At 48.9% G+C, this 16,659-nt stretch carries 18 protein-coding genes; 8 read left to right on the forward strand and 10 right to left on the reverse strand.

The window, feature by feature from the left end; all coding sequences use genetic code 11:
• The first annotated feature begins 29 nt into the window (after window positions 1-29).
• Window positions 30-2,399: a Lon protease family protein gene (locus XMA127_RS11285; RefSeq protein ID WP_173483717.1), complete on the forward strand. Its 2,370-nt coding sequence runs from the start codon at window positions 30-32 to the stop codon at window positions 2,397-2,399.
• Between the two features lie 121 nt (window positions 2,400-2,520).
• On the opposite strand, the gene XMA127_RS11290 is transcribed toward XMA127_RS11285, so the two are convergent.
• Window positions 2,521-3,063, reverse strand: a complete 543-nt coding sequence (locus tag XMA127_RS11290) for a gamma carbonic anhydrase family protein (RefSeq protein ID WP_173483718.1) — start codon at window positions 3,061-3,063, stop codon at window positions 2,521-2,523.
• A gap of 78 nt (window positions 3,064-3,141) precedes the next feature.
• On the opposite strand from XMA127_RS11290, the gene prlC reads away from it, so the two are divergent.
• Genes prlC through XMA127_RS11305 form a run of 3 tightly spaced genes read left to right on the forward strand, consistent with a single transcriptional unit; the run spans window position 3,142 to window position 6,055 of the window.
• On the forward strand, window positions 3,142-5,172 hold the full coding sequence (gene prlC / locus XMA127_RS11295) for an oligopeptidase A (RefSeq protein ID WP_173499207.1): 2,031 nt from the start codon (window positions 3,142-3,144) through the stop codon (window positions 5,170-5,172).
• Between the two features lie 18 nt (window positions 5,173-5,190).
• The gene (locus tag XMA127_RS11300) at window positions 5,191-5,472 is read left to right on the forward strand and encodes a YheV family putative zinc ribbon protein (protein WP_173482188.1); all 282 of its coding nucleotides are present in this window, start codon (window positions 5,191-5,193) and stop codon (window positions 5,470-5,472) included.
• Window position 5,473: 1 nt separating this feature from the next.
• Window positions 5,474-6,055 carry a DNA-3-methyladenine glycosylase I gene (locus tag XMA127_RS11305; protein WP_173499208.1) on the forward strand — a complete coding sequence of 194 codons (582 nt, stop codon included), beginning with the start codon at window positions 5,474-5,476 and terminating at the stop codon, window positions 6,053-6,055.
• 143 nt (window positions 6,056-6,198) lie between these two features.
• Here XMA127_RS11305 and XMA127_RS11310 read toward each other — a convergent pair whose 3' ends face one another.
• Genes XMA127_RS11310 through XMA127_RS11325 form a run of 4 tightly spaced genes read right to left on the reverse strand, consistent with a single transcriptional unit; the run spans window position 6,199 to window position 9,560 of the window.
• Window positions 6,199-7,530 carry an MATE family efflux transporter gene (locus tag XMA127_RS11310; protein WP_173495364.1) on the reverse strand — a complete coding sequence of 444 codons (1,332 nt, stop codon included), beginning with the start codon at window positions 7,528-7,530 and terminating at the stop codon, window positions 6,199-6,201.
• Window positions 7,527-8,315 carry a zinc ABC transporter permease subunit ZnuB gene (znuB, locus tag XMA127_RS11315; protein ID WP_173483721.1) on the reverse strand — a complete coding sequence of 263 codons (789 nt, stop codon included), beginning with the start codon at window positions 8,313-8,315 and terminating at the stop codon, window positions 7,527-7,529. The genes XMA127_RS11310 and znuB overlap by 4 nt, the downstream gene beginning before the upstream one ends.
• Entirely contained in the window at window positions 8,308-9,075 is a 768-nt protein-coding gene (znuC, locus tag XMA127_RS11320) for a zinc ABC transporter ATP-binding protein ZnuC (RefSeq protein WP_173499209.1), read from the reverse strand. The genes znuB and znuC overlap by 8 nt, the downstream gene beginning before the upstream one ends.
• Window positions 9,072-9,560 carry a Fur family transcriptional regulator gene (locus XMA127_RS11325; protein ID WP_173483723.1) on the reverse strand — a complete coding sequence of 163 codons (489 nt, stop codon included), beginning with the start codon at window positions 9,558-9,560 and terminating at the stop codon, window positions 9,072-9,074. The genes znuC and XMA127_RS11325 overlap by 4 nt, the downstream gene beginning before the upstream one ends.
• Window positions 9,561-9,623: 63 nt before the next feature.
• On the opposite strand from XMA127_RS11325, the gene znuA reads away from it, so the two are divergent.
• The gene (gene znuA, locus XMA127_RS11330) at window positions 9,624-10,580 is read left to right on the forward strand and encodes a zinc ABC transporter substrate-binding protein ZnuA (RefSeq protein ID WP_173483724.1); all 957 of its coding nucleotides are present in this window, start codon (window positions 9,624-9,626) and stop codon (window positions 10,578-10,580) included.
• Window position 10,581: 1 nt separating this feature from the next.
• Here the strand turns inward: znuA and XMA127_RS11335 are convergent, their stop codons facing one another.
• A complete protein-coding gene (locus XMA127_RS11335) occupies window positions 10,582-11,109 on the reverse strand; it encodes a DUF3750 domain-containing protein (RefSeq protein ID WP_173483747.1) in 528 nt (175 codons plus the stop codon).
• A gap of 166 nt (window positions 11,110-11,275) precedes the next feature.
• Window positions 11,276-12,280: a GTP-binding protein gene (locus XMA127_RS11340; RefSeq protein WP_173499210.1), complete on the reverse strand. Its 1,005-nt coding sequence runs from the start codon at window positions 12,278-12,280 to the stop codon at window positions 11,276-11,278.
• A 95-nt stretch (window positions 12,281-12,375) separates the two neighbouring features.
• Here XMA127_RS11340 and XMA127_RS11345 point away from each other — a divergent pair, with 95 nt between their 5' ends.
• Window positions 12,376-12,546: a DUF6435 family protein gene (locus XMA127_RS11345; RefSeq protein WP_173484668.1), complete on the forward strand. Its 171-nt coding sequence runs from the start codon at window positions 12,376-12,378 to the stop codon at window positions 12,544-12,546.
• Between the two features lie 9 nt (window positions 12,547-12,555).
• Here XMA127_RS11345 and XMA127_RS11350 read toward each other — a convergent pair whose 3' ends face one another.
• From XMA127_RS11350 to XMA127_RS11360, 3 genes are all read right to left on the reverse strand, one after another.
• Window positions 12,556-13,344: an EAL domain-containing protein gene (locus tag XMA127_RS11350; RefSeq protein ID WP_173489238.1), complete on the reverse strand. Its 789-nt coding sequence runs from the start codon at window positions 13,342-13,344 to the stop codon at window positions 12,556-12,558.
• A gap of 69 nt (window positions 13,345-13,413) precedes the next feature.
• A complete protein-coding gene (locus XMA127_RS11355) occupies window positions 13,414-14,745 on the reverse strand; it encodes an AarF/ABC1/UbiB kinase family protein (protein ID WP_173499211.1) in 1,332 nt (443 codons plus the stop codon).
• 66 nt (window positions 14,746-14,811) lie between these two features.
• On the reverse strand, window positions 14,812-15,408 hold the full coding sequence (locus tag XMA127_RS11360; protein ID WP_173482202.1) for a transglycosylase SLT domain-containing protein: 597 nt from the start codon (window positions 15,406-15,408) through the stop codon (window positions 14,812-14,814).
• A 223-nt stretch (window positions 15,409-15,631) separates the two neighbouring features.
• Between XMA127_RS11360 and XMA127_RS11365 the strand changes: the two genes are divergently transcribed.
• Both XMA127_RS11365 and XMA127_RS11370 read left to right on the forward strand, forming a co-directional pair.
• The gene (locus XMA127_RS11365; RefSeq protein ID WP_173489236.1) at window positions 15,632-16,009 is read left to right on the forward strand and encodes a hypothetical protein; all 378 of its coding nucleotides are present in this window, start codon (window positions 15,632-15,634) and stop codon (window positions 16,007-16,009) included.
• 155 nt (window positions 16,010-16,164) lie between these two features.
• Window positions 16,165-16,575 (forward strand): PH domain-containing protein, encoded by a 411-nt coding sequence (locus tag XMA127_RS11370; protein WP_173489235.1) that lies wholly within the window; start codon window positions 16,165-16,167, stop codon window positions 16,573-16,575.
• Window positions 16,576-16,659: the final 84 nt, after the last annotated feature.

A 16,659-nucleotide genomic window follows, 5' to 3' on the forward strand; every position in this document is an offset into this window, starting at 1 on the left:
GTATCAATTCGCTGTATTGGATGCCCCGCATGGAAAAGCTAGCCCCGCTCTCAGTCGATCAACTCTACCGTACCTGCGATACCGATCTTCTCCCGTTTAAAACTACCGATAACCTAGAGGGCTTCGCTGGCTTCTTTGGTCAAGATCGTGCGCTTGAAGCGATGGAGTTTGGGGTAGGCATGAACCGCCCCGGCTACAATCTGTTTGTGATGGGTAACCCGCACACAGGGCGATTCTCTTTTGCGATGGAGAATCTGCGTGAGGCAGCCAAAAGCCAATCCAAGCCATACGATTGGTGTTACCTGAAGAACATCCAAGACACCCGTCATCCACAAGCGCTGCGCCTCCCAGCCGGTAAAGCCGTTAAGTTGCAGCACGATCTTAGTAAGCTTCTTAACCGTGTCGTCACTGAGCTGCCTGCTGCCTTTGAAAGTCCCGCCTATCAGCGTGAAAAATCGAAGATTGAACGTGACTTCAACCGTCTCTATGACAAAGCAGTAGAGACGGTCGAGAAGCAGGGGCGTGAATACTCCATCGCCGTTTATCGTGATGCGGGCACGATTGGATTTACGCCCGTAGCGGAAGGGCAAGCCATCGATGAGGCGGTCTTTTCGGCGCTTCCGGAAGAGATCCGTGACGCCTTTTCAACACACATATCCGAACTGGAAGAGCTGCTTAATGAGCAACTGACAGAGATGCCACGCTGGCGCCGTGAGGCCGCTGAAGCACTGCGTTACCTCGATCGTGACACCGCTCGTCACGCAATTAAACCCCTGTTTGAAGAGGTGCGAGGTGAATATTCAAACCTGAAGGGGGTGAACAGCTACCTTGAAGATGTAGAGCGTGATCTGATTCGTAACGCCGGTGAGATGATTGCGGAGGGGATTTTTGAGAACAAATCCGAGACGGCTCGTCGCGAATTCATGAACGAGAACTACGGTCTTAATCTGCTCGTTGATAATGAGAAGACCAAAGGTGCGCCAGTGGTCTATGAGGCGCACCCAAGTTATGAAAATCTGTTTGGACGCATTGAGTACAACAGTGAAATGGGTGCTATGATCACCAACTACCGTCTGATTCGTCCGGGTGCACTGCATCGAGCCAATGGTGGTTACTTGATCATTGAAGCGGAAAAACTCTTTGAGCAACCCTTTGTCTATGGCGCCTTGAAGCGAGCGTTAAAAGCGCATGCGATTCGCATCGAAAACCCAGTCAGTGAGTATGCCGGTATCAGCACCGTAACGCTCTCACCTGAGGAGATCGATCTGGATGTGAAGATCGTCCTCATTGGCGCCCGTAACATCTACTACCTCTTACAAGAGCTCGATCATGACTTCGAAAAGATGTTCCGTGTTGTGGTCGATTTTGAAGAGGATGTCGAGCGCACACCGGCGACCATTCGCCAGTACGCCCGTCTAATGAGCACGCTGGCCAAAGAGGAGAAGCTAGCACCGTTAACTCGTGAAGCGGTAGCGCGACTGGTTGAGCACTCCTCTAGACTGGCGGGTGATCAAGATCTTCTATCGGCGCATATCGGTGAATTAGTCGATCTACTCTGTGAAGCGGACTACCGTCGCGCCAAATCGAATGACAAATACATCGATGCGGCACACGTCGACGCGGCACTGTCGTCCAAAGAGCGTCGAACCGGGCGCCTCTCTGAAAAGATCCAAGAGGGTATTACCAACGAGACTGTTCTGATCGACACGGATGGTGAAGCAATCGGTAAATCCAATGGTTTGACGGTACTGCAGGTTGGTGATGTTAGCTTTGGTTCGCCGGCACGCATTACCGCAACGGTTCACCCCGGTAGTCGTGGCATCGTCGATATTGAGCGTGAAGTCACGCTCGGCCAACCGATTCACTCAAAGGGTGTGTTAATTCTGTCCGGTTACTTGGGTCACCGTTACGCTAAAGAGTTCCCGTTAGCGATCTCGGCCAGCATAGCGATGGAGCAATCCTACGGTTATGTGGACGGTGATAGTGCCTCAATGGCGGAGATCTGTACCCTGATCTCAGCGTTAACGCACATACCGATCAAACAGCAGTTCGCGATGACCGGATCCATCAACCAATACGGTGAAGTTCAGGCGATTGGTGGTGTTAACGAGAAGATTGAAGGTTTCTATCACCTCTGTGAGTCTCGCGGTTTAACCGGTCGACAGGGTGTGATTATTCCCAAAGCGAACGTCCGCAACTTGATGCTGAAACAGGAAGTGGTGGATGCCGTGAAAGAGGGGCTCTTCTCAATCTACTCTGTCGCAACCGTTGATGAAGCACTCGAGCTGCTAATGGGTCGCAGCGCTGGCAAAGAGAAAGCCGACGGCGTATTCACCCAACGCTCTATTGGTGCTGAAGTGGTTAAACGCTTGCGTGAGTTGTCTAAAGCGAAGGCTTAGTCTCTGCCGTTTCTTAGAGTGGGGTCAGACCACAGGTCAGACCCCTGTTGGAGTCTTCTCGCAGAGGAGACGATGAGATATCGCCTCATTTCGCTTCGCTCAATAAAGCTCCAGCAAATTTTTAATTTGCCCAATCCTCGGCCAGATGCTCATTCTTCAGCTTCACATAGTTGGCAGCAGAGTAGCTGAAGTAGCTCATCTCTTTTTCGGTCAGGTCGCGAACTGCTTTGGCAGGGCGGCCCATGTAGAGCTTGCCACTCTCTAGACGCTTACCTGGCGGTACAAGCGCGCCGGCACCGACAACGACATCATCTTCAACGATTGCGCCATCCATTACCGTCGCTGACATACCAATCAGGACACGGTTGCCTATGGTGCAGCCGTGCAGCATCGCCATGTGACCGATGGTCACTTCATCGCCAATAATCAACGGATAGCCGTCAGGATTATAGCTGCTGGCATGAGTGATGTGCAGGATTGCCCCATCCTGAACATTGGTGCGAGCGCCGATACGAATATGGTTCATATCGCCACGGATCGCTGTCAGCGGCCAAACGGATGCGTCATCACCCAGCACCACATCCCCAATGACAACCGCACTGGGGTCAACAAAGACCTTATCACCTAGGGTTGGGGTGATACCTTTAAAAGGACGTAGTTTCATATCGCATTCCTTGAATAACTGATCCGCTCACCCCATTGTATAGTAAAGCGTATAGAGTTTTTGATCTCGGAGAGACCGATGAGTAACCCACTGTTAGAACCATCTTCACTGCCACAATTCAGTACCATCAAACCTGAGCATGTTGTTCCCGCCGTCGATGAGCTATTGCAGCGTAACCGTGAGCGTATTGCAAAGATGACTGAACAACCACTGATGGATTGGCAGAGTTTAGTGGGTGAACTGGAACAGCTAAATGATGAATTAGCTCAAGCCTGGTCTCCGGTCTCTCATCTCAACGCCGTGGCGAATACCGATGAGATGCGCGAAGCGTACAACGCCTGCCTACCTAAACTCTCTGAATACTTTACTGAGCTTGGCCAGAATAAAAAGCTCTATGAAGCTTACGAACAATTTAGTCAAAGTGCGGCCTTCTCTGAACTTTCAGATGCCCAAAAGAAAGTGATTACTAACTCACTTCGTGACTTCCGTCTAGCGGGTATTGGTCTGCCAGAAGAGAAACAAAAACGTTACGCCGAGCTGCAACTAAAACTCTCTGAGTTGACCACTAAATTCTCTGAGAACGTCTTGGATGCAACGCAGGGTTGGACCAAGCATGTTACCGATGAGACCGAGTTAGCTGGGTTGCCCGATCATGTCCTTGAAGCGGCTAAGCAGGCGGCTGAAAGTGAACAGTTAGAGGGCTGGGTGCTAACACTCGACTTCCCTGTTTATCATGCCGTGATGCTGCAGGCTGATAATCGTCAGCTGCGTGAAGAGTTCTATACGGCCTATGCGACTCGTGCTTCTGATCAGGGGCCAAAAGCGGGTGAGTGGGATAACACCGATCTCATTGAGCAGATCCTGACCCTGCGCCTTGAGTTGGCGAAGTTGCTTGGGTTTACCAATTACGCGGAATATTCACTGGCCACTAAAATGGCTCAATCTACCGATCAGGTGGTGAACTTCCTTGAGGACTTAGCAGCTAAAAGCCGTCCTCAAGCCGCTAAAGAGTTAGAAGAGCTGACCGCTTTTGCTCAATCAGAAGAGGGTATGAGCGATCTGCAAGCTTGGGATATCACCTACTATGCAGAGAAGCTGAAACAGCAACGCTTCAACATTTCCCAGCAAGAGCTGCGTCCCTACTTCCCACTCCCTAAAGTGTTGGATGGGCTGTTCGCAGTAACCGAGCGCCTCTTTGGTGTCAGCGTTACTGAACTGAAAGAGTTTGATACCTACCATGACGATGTTCGACTGTTTGAGTTGAAGCGTGATGGTCAGGTACTCGCAAACTGTTACCTAGATCCATTTGCTCGTGCCGGTAAACGTGGTGGTGCATGGATGGATGACTGTCGTGTTCGCCGTAACATCAATGGTGATATTCAACTGCCCGTGGCGTATCTAGTCTGTAACTTCACGGCGCCGTTAGAGGGCCAGCCTGCGCTACTAACCCATGATGAAGTAACGACACTGTTCCACGAGTTTGGCCACGGTCTGCATCACATGCTGACGCAAATGGAACATGCCGATATCAGTGGAATTAATGGCGTGGCCTGGGATGCTGTCGAACTGCCCAGTCAGTTCATGGAGAACTGGTGTTGGGAGCCAGAAGCTCTGGCACTGATCTCAGGCCACCATGAGACAGGTGAGCCTCTGCCAGAAGATATGCTGAATCGCATGCTCTCGGCTAAGCATTTCCAATCGGGCATGTTAATGGTGCGTCAGCTTGAGTTTTCACTGTTCGATTTCATCCTACACCGTGATTTTGAGCCTGGCCAAACGTCAGTACAGTCTGTTTTGAACAGTGTTCGTGAACAGGTGGCAGTATTGAACCCACCTGCATTCAACCGCTTTCAGCACAGCTTTAGCCACATCTTCGCAGGCGGCTATGCGGCCGGCTATTACAGCTATAAATGGGCTGAAGTTCTATCGGCCGACGCTTTCTCTCGTTTCGAAGAGGAGGGTATCTTTAATCAGGAGACTGGTGCATCCTTCAGAACCGAAATTCTTGAGAAGGGCGGTTCTAAAGAGCCAATGGAGTTATTTGTCGCGTTCCGTGGCCGTGAACCTGAAGTGGATGCTTTGCTTCGCCACTCAGGTATTGCCGCTTAATTCAGCGAAGGAGCTGCTATGAAACCAGTTAAACGCTTTGTCGCCGGTGTGGTCTGTCCACGCTGTGCCGCTATGGATAGTACACGAATGTATCGCGACGAAGAGCGTGAGTATCGTGAATGTGTTAAATGTGGGTTCGAAGACAGCATGCGCCTTGATGGCCGTCCAGAACCCAAAGAGCTAGAGACCCGAGTCTCTAAAGAGGGTGTGGACCCGCTAAAGAATACACCAGCAACCGAAGTTGAAGCTCAGCCACTGCAGTTCTTTACCAACCCTAATTTGCAGAAAAAGGATCACTGACGTGAGCCAAGATGCTGATATCTGTGGCTGGGCACGCCAGTCCGAGATAGAGCATCGTTACCACGACGAAGAGTGGGGTTTGTTGCGAACCGATGACCGAACACTGTTTGAGTTTATGGTTCTAGAGTCCGCTCAAGCAGGATTAAGCTGGCGCACTGTATTAAATAAACGGCAAGGCTACCGTCACCACTATCGTAATTTTGAACCCGAGCTCGTGGCTCAGTTTGGGGAGAAAGAGATAGAGGCGATGCTGGCTGATGCCAGAGTCATTCGTAATCGCGCCAAAATCGAAGCCTCTATTAATAATGCCAAGCAATTTTTGGCTATTTCGACGGAGTTCGGTGGTTTTGCGAAATACTTGTGGTCGTTTATGGAGAGTAAAGTGATCGTGAACAGACCCAAAACGCTAGCCGATATACCTGCAGAAACCGATCTCTCAAAGCAGATTGCGAAAGACCTTAAAAAACGCGGCATCCGTTTCTTCGGCTCAACCATCGTCTACGCCTACCTTCAGGCTACCGGCTTCGTCAACGATCACCTAGAGACCTGCCCCGCCTACCAGCGCTGCATCGATCATCTGTAGGAACGAATTGCCGCAGGCAAACCGTGACGCAGAGATAGTCGTGTCAGGCTGAAAGCCAGACACGGGGACTTTGTGGCGGGTCTTGTTGCAACGGTGTCTGGCCTTCAGCCTGACACCACCTTCAAATGTTATTTAGGATTGGATTACGCCTTAAACCAAACCCCACGCTGGTTATAGCGGTGGAAAATCCAGAACCCCATCAATGCTCTGACCAAAAATGCCGCGGTGAATGATAACCATAGGCCGGTATTACCTAGATCTTGTGTTAGCCACCAGAGGGGTAAAAACGTGCCAAACACAGTGACGACCATGATCTGCAGCATCGCTTTAGATTGAGTCGTGCCGACAAGAACACCATCTTGGAAATAGCTCCATACAGCGATCAATGGAAGCACCCAGATAAAGATCAAATAGTCCTGTGCGACATCCAATACCGATTCAATGTCGGTCATCAGGCTCAGAATAGAGTGCCCACCCAACATAAACGTGAGTGTAAGCCCCAGCGCAAACAACAAGGACCAGAGAGCTGAACTCTTCATGGCGCGGTAGAAGTTGTATCGATCCTTGGCACCCGCATAGCGACCACAGATCGCCTCAGCAGCGTGGGCGAATCCATCGAGAGCGTGCGAGATCAGCATCAAGAAGTTCAACAGGAGAGCATTAGCCGACAGTATATCCGTTCCAAGTCGCGCACCTTGTGAGGTGAAGAAAGCAAACATAAAGAGCAGTGACGCGGTCCGAACAAATAGGTACTTATTCACGGTAAAAATCGCGCGATAGGCTGACAGTTGACGAAGTGAGTTTGGCAAAATTGCACCATCAATCAGGTTTAGATGGCGCTTCATCAGCAGTAACCCAAGAACCACACCGGTGTATTCAGCTATCAGTGTTGCACTGGCTACACCCTCTGCGCCCCAGCCGAAACCGAGCACAAACAGCAGATCTAACACCAGATTTGTCAGGTTGACGACGGTCATAATGATCAGGGGTGAGCGTGTATCTTGATTACCGACAAACCAGCCCACTAAGACGTAGTTGAACAGCGCCGCTGGAGCACCGTAGATTCGAATATCGGCATAGCTTCGAGCGGTGTCGTGGACATCGGAATCGGCACCCATCCACTCTAAACCCAAAGTGAGTATGGGGATTTGTGCGAGCCACATAAGGCTGCCGAGACCCAGTGCGATCAGGGTTGCTTGCGCTAAAAAGGTCCTATTTGCATTGCCATCTTGGCGTCCCACAGCCTGTGCAATCAGCCCAGTGGTTCCCATTCGTAAGAATCCAAACGCCCAGTAGATGGTGGTAAACAGTGTGGCTCCAATTGCCACCGCCCCTAAATGCTTCGGATCATCCAAATGGCCGACAACGGCGCTATCGACAAGACCCAAAAGGGGAACAGTGATGTTGGATAGCAGCATCGGCCAGGCCAGCGCCCAAACACGCTGATGCATGCTCCAATCATTCAGTTGAATCATGCCCGTGCCCGGGGTGCGAAGAAGATCAATAAGAAGATCACCAGTGCGCAGACAACGACACTCGGGCCCGCTGGAGTGTCCGCAAACCAAGAGAGCGCAATGCCTCCAACAACCGCGATAGACCCAAGCATACTGGCAAAGATAGCCATCTGTTCAGGCGTGGCAGACATACGCCGCGCCGCTGCAGCCGGCATGATCAATAGAGAGGTAATGAGCAGCACACCAACCAGTTTCATCGCACCGGCAATCACCATGGCGATTAACAACATTAGGGCGAGTCTATAGCGAGCAACCTGTATCCCCTCTACTTGGGCCAGCTCCTCGTTAATCGTAATGGCGAGTAGTGGTTTCCAAAGCCAGTAGATCGCGGCTAAGACGGCTATGCCTCCCAACAGAATCCACTTAAGGTCTTCGGGAGTTATCGCTAATAGATCCCCAAACAGGTAGGCCTGAAGGTCTATGCGAACGTTATCCAGTAGTGATATGGCGACCAGACCCAGTGATAGCGCACTGTGCGCCATAATCCCCAACAACGTATCGGTGGCTATCCAGTGTTGGCGCTGCATTGCGACTAAACCAAGCGCCAGCGCTACACAGCAGAGCACGACGGCTAAGCTCAGGTTGATATCAAACAGAATGCCCAGTGCGATGCCGAGTAGAGCTGAGTGAGCCAAGGTGTCACCGAAGTAGGCCATACGGCGCCACACAACAAATGCACCTAAAGGGCCCGCAACGATGGCGACTGATAGGCCGGCAATCAGCGCATAGATGATGAAATCAAGCATGATCACCTCCACAGCAGTCACCTTCAACGACGTTACCATGCATATCATGGCTATGGTTGTGATGGTGATTATAGAGCGCTAGTGTTGACGCGTGAGAAGCGCCAAACAACTCTATGTAGGCAGGGTCTGCGCTGACGGCTTCTGGATGTCCCGAGCAGCAGACATGTTTGTTCAGACAGACGACGTGATCGGTCGATGACATAACCAGATGCAGATCGTGTGAAATCATTAACACACCGCACTTTCGTTCTTTACGGATATCCGTGATCAGCCGATAGAGTTCGGTTTGACCATTAATATCGACACCTTGAACCGGCTCATCCAGCACCAATAGATCGGGGTTTCTTAACAGGGCCCTTGCGAGAAGAGTTCTCTGCATCTCACCGCCGGAAAGATCGTGAATCGAATAATCGATTAGGTGTTCAGCACCCACCGAAGCGAGTGCGGCCTCGATCTCATTTTGGTTATAGCCATGTGGAATCTGCAAAAAGCGTTTAACGGTTAAAGGTAGTGTCCGGTCGATCTGAATTTTTTGCGGCATATACCCGATGCGCAGGCCCGGTTTCGTCCAAACAGTGCCTTCGGTCGGTTTCACCAGTCCAAGTAACACCTTTACCAGTGATGACTTACCCGCGCCGTTGGGTCCGATCAGTGTGGTGATGCAGTCGTTATGCAGTGGCAGGTTCACATTGTTGAGCACCGATTTATTACCAAAGCGCAAACTGACCCCGTCCAATCTGGCCAGATCTGGATTACTCATGATTCACTCCCACGACAATCACTGCAAAGACCTAACAGCTCGATATTCTCTTCCTCAAGCTGAAAGCCGTGCGTATTAGCGACTCGATTAAAGCTCTCTTGAAGCTCACTGGTCTCAATTTCGGCTGCGGTTTTACACTCTCTGCAGATCATAAATGCCGATGGATGTGGGTGTTCTGGATTTGAGCATCCAACAAAAGCGTTGAGTGATCCGATTTTGTGAATGAGCCCCAGCTGATGCAAAAAATCCAATGCCCGATAGACCGTCGGTGGCGCTGAGTTAAAGCCCGCGTCAGCCAGCGCGGGTAACAACTCATAGGCACCCAGTGGCTTATGGGAGCTCCAGACGAGTCGTAACACTAACTCGCGAATAGGAGTCAGACGCTGGCCACTCTCTTGGCAGATCGCCTTGGCGTTATCTAACGCACCACTGACGCAGTGATCGTGGTTGTGGTCTGAATTGAATGCGTCGTTGATTTCAAGCATGCTTTATCTCAATTATTGTTATATTATAACAATACATTTTCTGGTTTATAGGCATTGTACCCAATGACACACAAATTTACCGCTTCTGTTGCTACCTCTCTCTTACTAGCATCCACTCAAGCTCAAGCCGATACTGTGATGGCCAGTGTTAAACCGCTGAGCCTTATTACTGCCGAACTCTTAGTCAATGTTGCCGAGGTTGATACTCTTCTGCGAGACGGTGCCTCCCCGCATGACTTTGCCCTGCGTCCCTCCGATCGTAAGCGACTGAACAATACAGATTTATTGATTTGGGTCGGCCCTGACATAGAACCCTATCTAGAGAAAGTAATCGATGCTTCTAAGGTTGAGCATTTAGCGATGCTTGATGAGCATGCAGAGCATGGTGAAGATGATCATAGAGATCCTGATCATGAAGAGGAGCATCATCACGATGAACACGAAGGCCATGAACATGAAGAGGAACATCACGATGCTCATGATGAGCATGAAGGTCATGATCATGCCGGTCTGCACCCTTGGCTAGATATCGAGACCGTTGAGCACTTTGCGGAAGAGCTGTCGGTTGAACTTCAGCACCACTTTCCTGCTAAAGCCTCACAAATCAAAGAGAACGAGACCGCTTTCTTAGCGTCACTGAAACAGTTCGAAAGCCAAGCAAAAGAGCAATTAGAGCCCGTTCACCAAAAGGGCTTTCTGGTTTTCCATGACGCCTACGATGGCTTTGTGAATCACTTTGATCTTAACCAGGTTGGCTACTTCACAGTCAGCCCCGAACTTAAGCCAGGTGCCAAACATTTAGCCGAACTTCGTGAGACGTTGGAGCATAGTGGCGTTTCATGTGTCTTTAAAGAGCCACAGTATCGACCTGCTTTGATCGACTCGATTACACGAGGATTTGAAGTTCATGTCGGTGAACTGGACCCGTTGGCCTCCGATGTTGCTCTCGCGCAAGGAGCATACGTCAACTTCATGCAGGGCTTGGTCGATGAGTTCACGGAGTGTTTAGCTAAACGCTGATTTAATCTGCATACCCTGAACCAAACGCTTTAAAAGGCATCTTCAAACCGAGCTCAGGAACCTGCTGACCAATCCAGGCAGGAAAGGTATTACTGTTAGGGCCGGGAAAGAGAGTGTATTCGTTAGCCCAAGGGTAGCGTTTGGCTGCTTCGTCAATTTTAGGAATTAAGTGTTCTGCTTCAGCGCCGCGAATGTCCAAAATGAGCTCTGGTTTAGAGTTATACCAGTAGCGATCAGGGATATCCTGTTTGATTTGTAGGGCAGGTAATCCGCGTCCGGTGCGCCAACCGACAACGTCGTAAACGGTGTAGTGTTGTGCATTTTTCTGCTTGGTAGAGATCCATGTATGCACTGCAAAGTAGCCACGCACACCGAACAGATCTGCACCGTATACTTGGATAACTGCCTCAGGGTGCTCACTGGGTAGCGGTGCGATTTCAGCACTATCGCGTTTGGCGGTTCGCCAATCTTGAGTACTACAACCAGCTAAAAAAGCCGCTATTAGAAGCGTCGCTAATGGTTTAACCATAAGTTTTAATGAGGTTTGGTCGTGTTTGGTTTTTGCATGGCCCAAGGTTTTCCATTACAGGTTTTACGGTTTGGGCAGTTAGGTAGACAGCCGCGGCAGGGAAGTGGTGCATTGTTGCTCATAAAAATCTCCTTTCAGACATCTACGCCCAACAAAGCAAATCAGGTCATTCACTATCGACTGCGCAGCCTAAAATCTGTGATTCCCAGTCATCATCAAGACGCGCTGCAATCATCTCAATGCGACTCTCGTCACACACATCGATTGCGAGCTCTTTTAGGGATCCATCCGCTAGGTTATAGCCAAATAGCCCCTCATTGGTGATAAACACCGCTTTCATTCGCTCAACCTCTAAGCCCGATAAGAAGAGATAGAGTTTGGAGCGATCAAACTGGTATCGCTGATCAAATCGCCACCCAACACTTAAGAACCCATCGCCTTGGTTTTCTGCTTTAAGAAAGCCAATTTCAGGGAGAGGCTGTTCGCTTGCCAGAACTGATTGGTGCGAATGGTGATGGTGTGCATGAGCAGCCTTAGCATGGGTGCTGCCAGACAGCAGGCTAGGGTCGAGCTGACCCTGTTCGGTAAACGCGAGTGGTTTGCTTGGGGAAAAATGCTCGTCTATATACTGTGATAGACGCTCTTTATCTCCCTCATCGTAAAGATCTTGTTTATTACCAATAACGACATCGGCAATCGCAATTTGCTGATTAAAGGTCTCATGCGTTGTATAGCGTTCATCTTTAAGCTGGCGCGCATCAACCAGTGTGATGATCTTTTGAATTGAAAGAACGTCCTGATAGTGCTCATTGGAGAGAACTTCTAGCACCTCTTTAGGGTGGCCCAAGCCAGTGGGTTCAATCAGAAGGCGATCGGGCTTAGCTTTTGCGAGCAACATGTTCAGAGCGATCTGCATCGGCAACCCTGCTGCACAACACATACAACCGCCAGGTACTTCCCCTATGAATACTCCCTGCTCTTCTGAGTATTGGCCTTGCATCAAGCTACCATCGATACCGATCTCGCCAAACTCATTAACCAAGATGGCCCAGCGTTCATTTTTTGGTTTGTTCTGCAGTAAGTGAACAATGGCAGAGGTTTTACCGGCTCCTAGAAACCCTGTAATGATATTGGTGGGGACAGCTTTAATCGTAGTGTTATCGTTTAGCATCGAATAAATCATCTATTGATGGTGTGACTGAGGATATTAATACCAAACCTATTGAATGTCTGTTGCGTAGAGAAGACAAACTTGGGAGATTAGAGATGTTTGGTTTATTTAAGAAAGATCCATTAAAGAAGTTAAAAAAAGAGTATGCAGAGCTAACAGAGCAGGCGATGCAGTTGCAGCGCAATGGGGATATTGCGGGTTACTCACAGTTAACGAGCAAAGCTGAGGCTACCTACAAGAAGATTCAAGAACTTGAGAGTCAGTAGTGGGTTTACCTATTGTGAAAGCTGGCTCAACTCTTCAGTTTTAAGCAGTGTTTCAAAAGCAGGCTTGGCGAATAAGAAACCTTGCTGGTAGTAGATTCCTAGTTCCTGCAATGTCTGCTTCTCTTCAACGGTTTCGACACCTTCCGCAATGATCTGAATACCAAGATCATCACACATCGTTTTCACAGACTTAATGATTGCAAAACGTGTCTTTGAGTGGTCAATTTCATGGATCAGCTGGATATCGAGCTTGATCAGATCAGGCTTAAATTCCGTCAGCATATTTAAACCTGAGTACCCAGAACCAAAATCGTCCATAGCGGTCTTAAAGTCCTGCTCCTTATAAAACTCAATCGTTCGTTTCAGGTGAGCAATATCGTCGACACGCTCAGTTTCGCTGAACTCAAAAATCAACCTTTTGGGATCAATCGAATAGACTTTTGCCGCTTCGAGTGTGGTGCGAATACACAGCTCAGCCTTATAGATAGCCCTGGGCATGAAGTTGATACTGAGGAGCGACTCATCGTCAAAACGCGACGCAATCTCAATGGCTTTAACGCGACAAGTCTGGTCAAAGCGATAGAGGTTCTGTTCATTGACCTGTTCAAAGACTGATCCGGCCCCCTCGCCGTTAAGCCCCCTTGCCAGTGCCTCTTGGGCAAAAATCGTCTGATGGCGGAGATCAACAATGGGTTGGAAGGCCATAGTGAAATCAAAGCCCAACACCTCACCATTTAGGCACTGCTTACAGCCCAATTTTGAGTAGTCGATCGGTGTTATGACTTTGTCACTTACCATGTTGCATACCTAATCTGAGATTAGTTTCAGCATAGTTCAGTCTGTTAATGCCTTCAAATAAAAACCTTATTAACCACTAATTTGTTGGTAGATGGTTCGTGTATCAACAACAGCGTTGTGCTTTGCGGCCATTAGATAAAGCCCCGCCATTTTACGGTGTAAAAACAGTACATCGGCTGGTGGGGTATGCCACGCATCTGGGTCTTTACTAACACTCATACCAATCTCATGGATGCGCTTAGCAATATCACTCTGACCAAAATCATAAGGCGTTGTTGACCTGAGGGGTTCAGAAGCAATGGTAAAGATATCGATAACCGCCGCTTTGTTTGCCACATCGGTACCATTTTTGAAAAAACTAAGCACTTCTAAAGCCGCTTCAAGGCCTGCACGGTTTTGCTCAATGGCCTGATCTATGGCCTGTTTGTAGCGATCTACAAACTGAGGATCGAACTGCCTTACCGCGCCAAAATCGAAAAGAATCAGTTTGCCAGTGTCTGGGCAAACATGAAAATTTGCGGGGTTGGGGTCTGTCTGCATTAAGTTCATCTGCAGGAGTTCGGTAAAGAATAGCTCCAGCATCAACCCCATAATACGGCTGGCATCCTCTGGGTGATCTTTTAGCCACTCTTCAATGCCCACGCCCTCTATAAAGCTCATCGTCATGATGTTAGTTTCAGAAAGCTCGGCGAAGTAAGTTGGCATTATTAGATCGCAATTGATGCTAAAGTTGCTGATCTTGCCGGCGAAATCTGTCAAATGCCGTGATTCTGCGCAGTAATCAGCCTCTAAGTGAAGCTGGTGCCTTGCTTCATCAACCAATTCATCTATATCCAGCCCTCTGGGCAGTAAACCGCTTAGCCTGAGCAGTGAAATGACGTTATCGATGTCGCTGTCGATGCTCTGTGCCACACCAGGGTATTGGATTTTAATTGCTAACTCATTGTTATCCAGTGTCCGTGCTTTGTGGACCTGCCCAATAGAAGCGGCGGCAATGGGGTCGAACGAAAAGTAGTTAAACCGATCCATCCAATCACTGCCCCAGCTCGACTCAAGCGTATGTATGAGCTGAGTTTTAGGCATGATGACGCCTTGTGACTGTAACCTAGCTAGGACAGCGGCCAATTCAGGGGGTAGTAGGGTACCGGCATCCATTGAGAGTAGCTGACCTAATTTCATTGCTGCGCCACGCATACGGGCTAGCTTATCGGCTACATCACTCATGTTCTTAGGTGTTAAAACCAGCTCGTTTAAAGAGGGTGCTTCACCTTTTATCCAGCGTTTAGAGCCTTCTGTTAAGACGTTTCCTGCAAGTTTTGTAGCTAATCCGCCCATGCTTAATAGGCGTGATGCTCTGCTTTTGGGGACGGGGGAGGCAGTGGTTAAGGTTTTCTCATTCATGAAGTGGCGTACGTGAACGATAAACCTTCAGATCGAAACCTTTAATCAGGTTTGAGTAACGGTGGCCTAGAACGGCCACCAAGATGATTTAAGACGGTCGCGACAACCTTGCAGCTGACTGCCATACATTCGCGCATTGGCATCGACCTTTTTAGCAACACCAATTAACCAGGCTTTTTTATTGAAGGTCTGTTTCTTCCAGCCGCCGTGGCCTTCGTGATATGCAAGGTATTGGTTGTAGGCGTCCCATTTAGAGATACCCAAAGTGCGTTGTGAGATGCCGGCGTACCAACCCATAAAGTCGACAGCGTCGGCATAGTTCTCTCGGCTTGCCCAGAATCGGCCCGTTTTACTTTTGTACCAATCCCAAGTGGAGTCCTTTGCTTGTGCATACCCGTAAGCTGAAGAGATCCGCCACCACATTGGCACCCCTAAAAAGGTATCTCGTGGCGGTGCTGCATCGTGCTTAAAGCTCGACTCCTGGCGCATAATCGCCAACTGAACCTGCATCGGAAGCCCCCACTTCTCTTCCGCCGCCATCGACGCTTTGTACCAGTCAGGCTTCTCATTAAAAATGTAACAGGCGTTCTCAACATTGCGCGGAGGCGAGGTTGCGCAGCCAGCTAGCAACAGCACAGAAAACAGAGCAATAAAACGTGTCATAACAACTCTTAATTTAAACATTTGACTAGGAGAGGCTAGCACATCTTGGTTTTGCTAGCAGCGGTAATGCCGTGATGCGGCCTTTCTAATCTGTAAATGGGTGACTCATTGTTTTATAGGAATTTGCGACTACGCTTAAATTATTAGCAAATTGGAGATTGTTATGATCATTCGCACAGTTTTAGCCTCGCTTCTCTCTATCTCACTATTGGCGACATCCCCATTGGCGGTTGCAGAAAAAGGAAAAGAAAAGCCAGAACATCACCAAGAGAAAGCCAAGAAAAACAAATCGCAAAAAGCAGGCGTGGCCAAGCAGGAGGCTGTTGATCAGCTTGTTAAGGAGTTAGGGCTAAAAAATCGCGGCCAGCTTCATAGGCTATTGGGCGGATTAAACTCAACTGATATCACCACCATCACAGCCAGTGATATTCCAACAAGCAAACTCAAGCAAAGAGTCATGGATGGTGATAAATCTGAAGAGACAGTTGACCAAATTCGAAAACTAAACAGAGCGGCTATTACCTTGTTGGCTAAAGAGCCAGCAACATCAGAAGAGATTGCGCAATCAGTGGCTGACGTTCTTGAGTTGTTGAAAAATTAAATTGAGTCTTTGATATGCGGTATTGGAAGCGAAAACCGCATTAACTGGGTTAATTCTAGAGTGATTCTTTGCGGATGGGTTTATGGTAATACAAGCATTTTGTACTAGTCTTAATGATACCGGTAGTACGACTTCATAGATGAAAGGATTCCAGCATGACCACACAAATAGATAGTATTCCTACCCACGAGCGTAAAGTGTTCCTTGAACAGCATCCTGAGATGTTTAAAGCAGCGCCTTTTAGCTTCCTGCTAGCCTTAATTCTGGTTCCGATTGGCATCGGTTTGGTTATTTTTCTGATCTGGTGGTTAAAGGTAAAAACGACAAAGCTGGTTATCACCGATCAAGAGGTTGAATTCCACTGGGGCATTTTGAATCGAGATATGGTCGAAGTGAATCACGCCGCGCACCCATCTGTTGCGATAAAGCAGTCATTACTGCAAAGAATATTTGGTAATGGTGACATCACCATCACACGAGCAGGCGATGACGCAGATCTTGTGATCAAAGGATATGATGACCCAAATGAGATAAAGCGCATGATTGACGCTTGCGCACCACAATGAATGAGATTCTTGAGATCGGCAAAGAGGTTTACCATAGAACACAAACAAAAAGCCCAGTCGTTTGACTAGGCTTTAAAGATGGTG

The organism is Marinobacterium sp. xm-a-127 (assembly GCF_013283425.1).
Taxonomy (GTDB): Bacteria; Pseudomonadota; Gammaproteobacteria; order Pseudomonadales; family Balneatricaceae; genus Marinobacterium_E.

Excerpts from the sequence above, each read along its gene's own strand:
- XMA127_RS11285 (WP_173483717.1), top strand. The coding sequence starts at position 30 with ATGGAAAAGCTAGCCCCGCTCTCAGTCGATCAACTCTACCGTACCTGC.
- XMA127_RS11290 (WP_173483718.1), bottom strand. The coding sequence starts at position 3,063 with ATGAAACTACGTCCTTTTAAAGGTATCACCCCAACCCTAGGTGATAAG.
- prlC (WP_173499207.1), top strand. The coding sequence starts at position 3,142 with ATGAGTAACCCACTGTTAGAACCATCTTCACTGCCACAATTCAGTACC.
- XMA127_RS11300 (WP_173482188.1), top strand. The coding sequence starts at position 5,191 with ATGAAACCAGTTAAACGCTTTGTCGCCGGTGTGGTCTGTCCACGCTGT.
- XMA127_RS11310 (WP_173495364.1), bottom strand. The coding sequence starts at position 7,530 with ATGATTCAACTGAATGATTGGAGCATGCATCAGCGTGTTTGGGCGCTG.
- znuB (WP_173483721.1), bottom strand. The coding sequence starts at position 8,315 with ATGCTTGATTTCATCATCTATGCGCTGATTGCCGGCCTATCAGTCGCC.
- znuC (WP_173499209.1), bottom strand. The coding sequence starts at position 9,075 with ATGAGTAATCCAGATCTGGCCAGATTGGACGGGGTCAGTTTGCGCTTT.
- XMA127_RS11325 (WP_173483723.1), bottom strand. The coding sequence starts at position 9,560 with ATGCTTGAAATCAACGACGCATTCAATTCAGACCACAACCACGATCAC.
- znuA (WP_173483724.1), top strand. The coding sequence starts at position 9,624 with ATGACACACAAATTTACCGCTTCTGTTGCTACCTCTCTCTTACTAGCA.
- XMA127_RS11335 (WP_173483747.1), bottom strand. The coding sequence starts at position 11,109 with ATGGTTAAACCATTAGCGACGCTTCTAATAGCGGCTTTTTTAGCTGGT.
- XMA127_RS11340 (WP_173499210.1), bottom strand. The coding sequence starts at position 12,280 with ATGCTAAACGATAACACTACGATTAAAGCTGTCCCCACCAATATCATT.
- XMA127_RS11345 (WP_173484668.1), top strand. The coding sequence starts at position 12,376 with ATGTTTGGTTTATTTAAGAAAGATCCATTAAAGAAGTTAAAAAAAGAG.
- XMA127_RS11350 (WP_173489238.1), bottom strand. The coding sequence starts at position 13,344 with ATGGTAAGTGACAAAGTCATAACACCGATCGACTACTCAAAATTGGGC.
- XMA127_RS11355 (WP_173499211.1), bottom strand. The coding sequence starts at position 14,745 with ATGAATGAGAAAACCTTAACCACTGCCTCCCCCGTCCCCAAAAGCAGA.
- XMA127_RS11360 (WP_173482202.1), bottom strand. The coding sequence starts at position 15,408 with ATGACACGTTTTATTGCTCTGTTTTCTGTGCTGTTGCTAGCTGGCTGC.
- XMA127_RS11370 (WP_173489235.1), top strand. The coding sequence starts at position 16,165 with ATGACCACACAAATAGATAGTATTCCTACCCACGAGCGTAAAGTGTTC.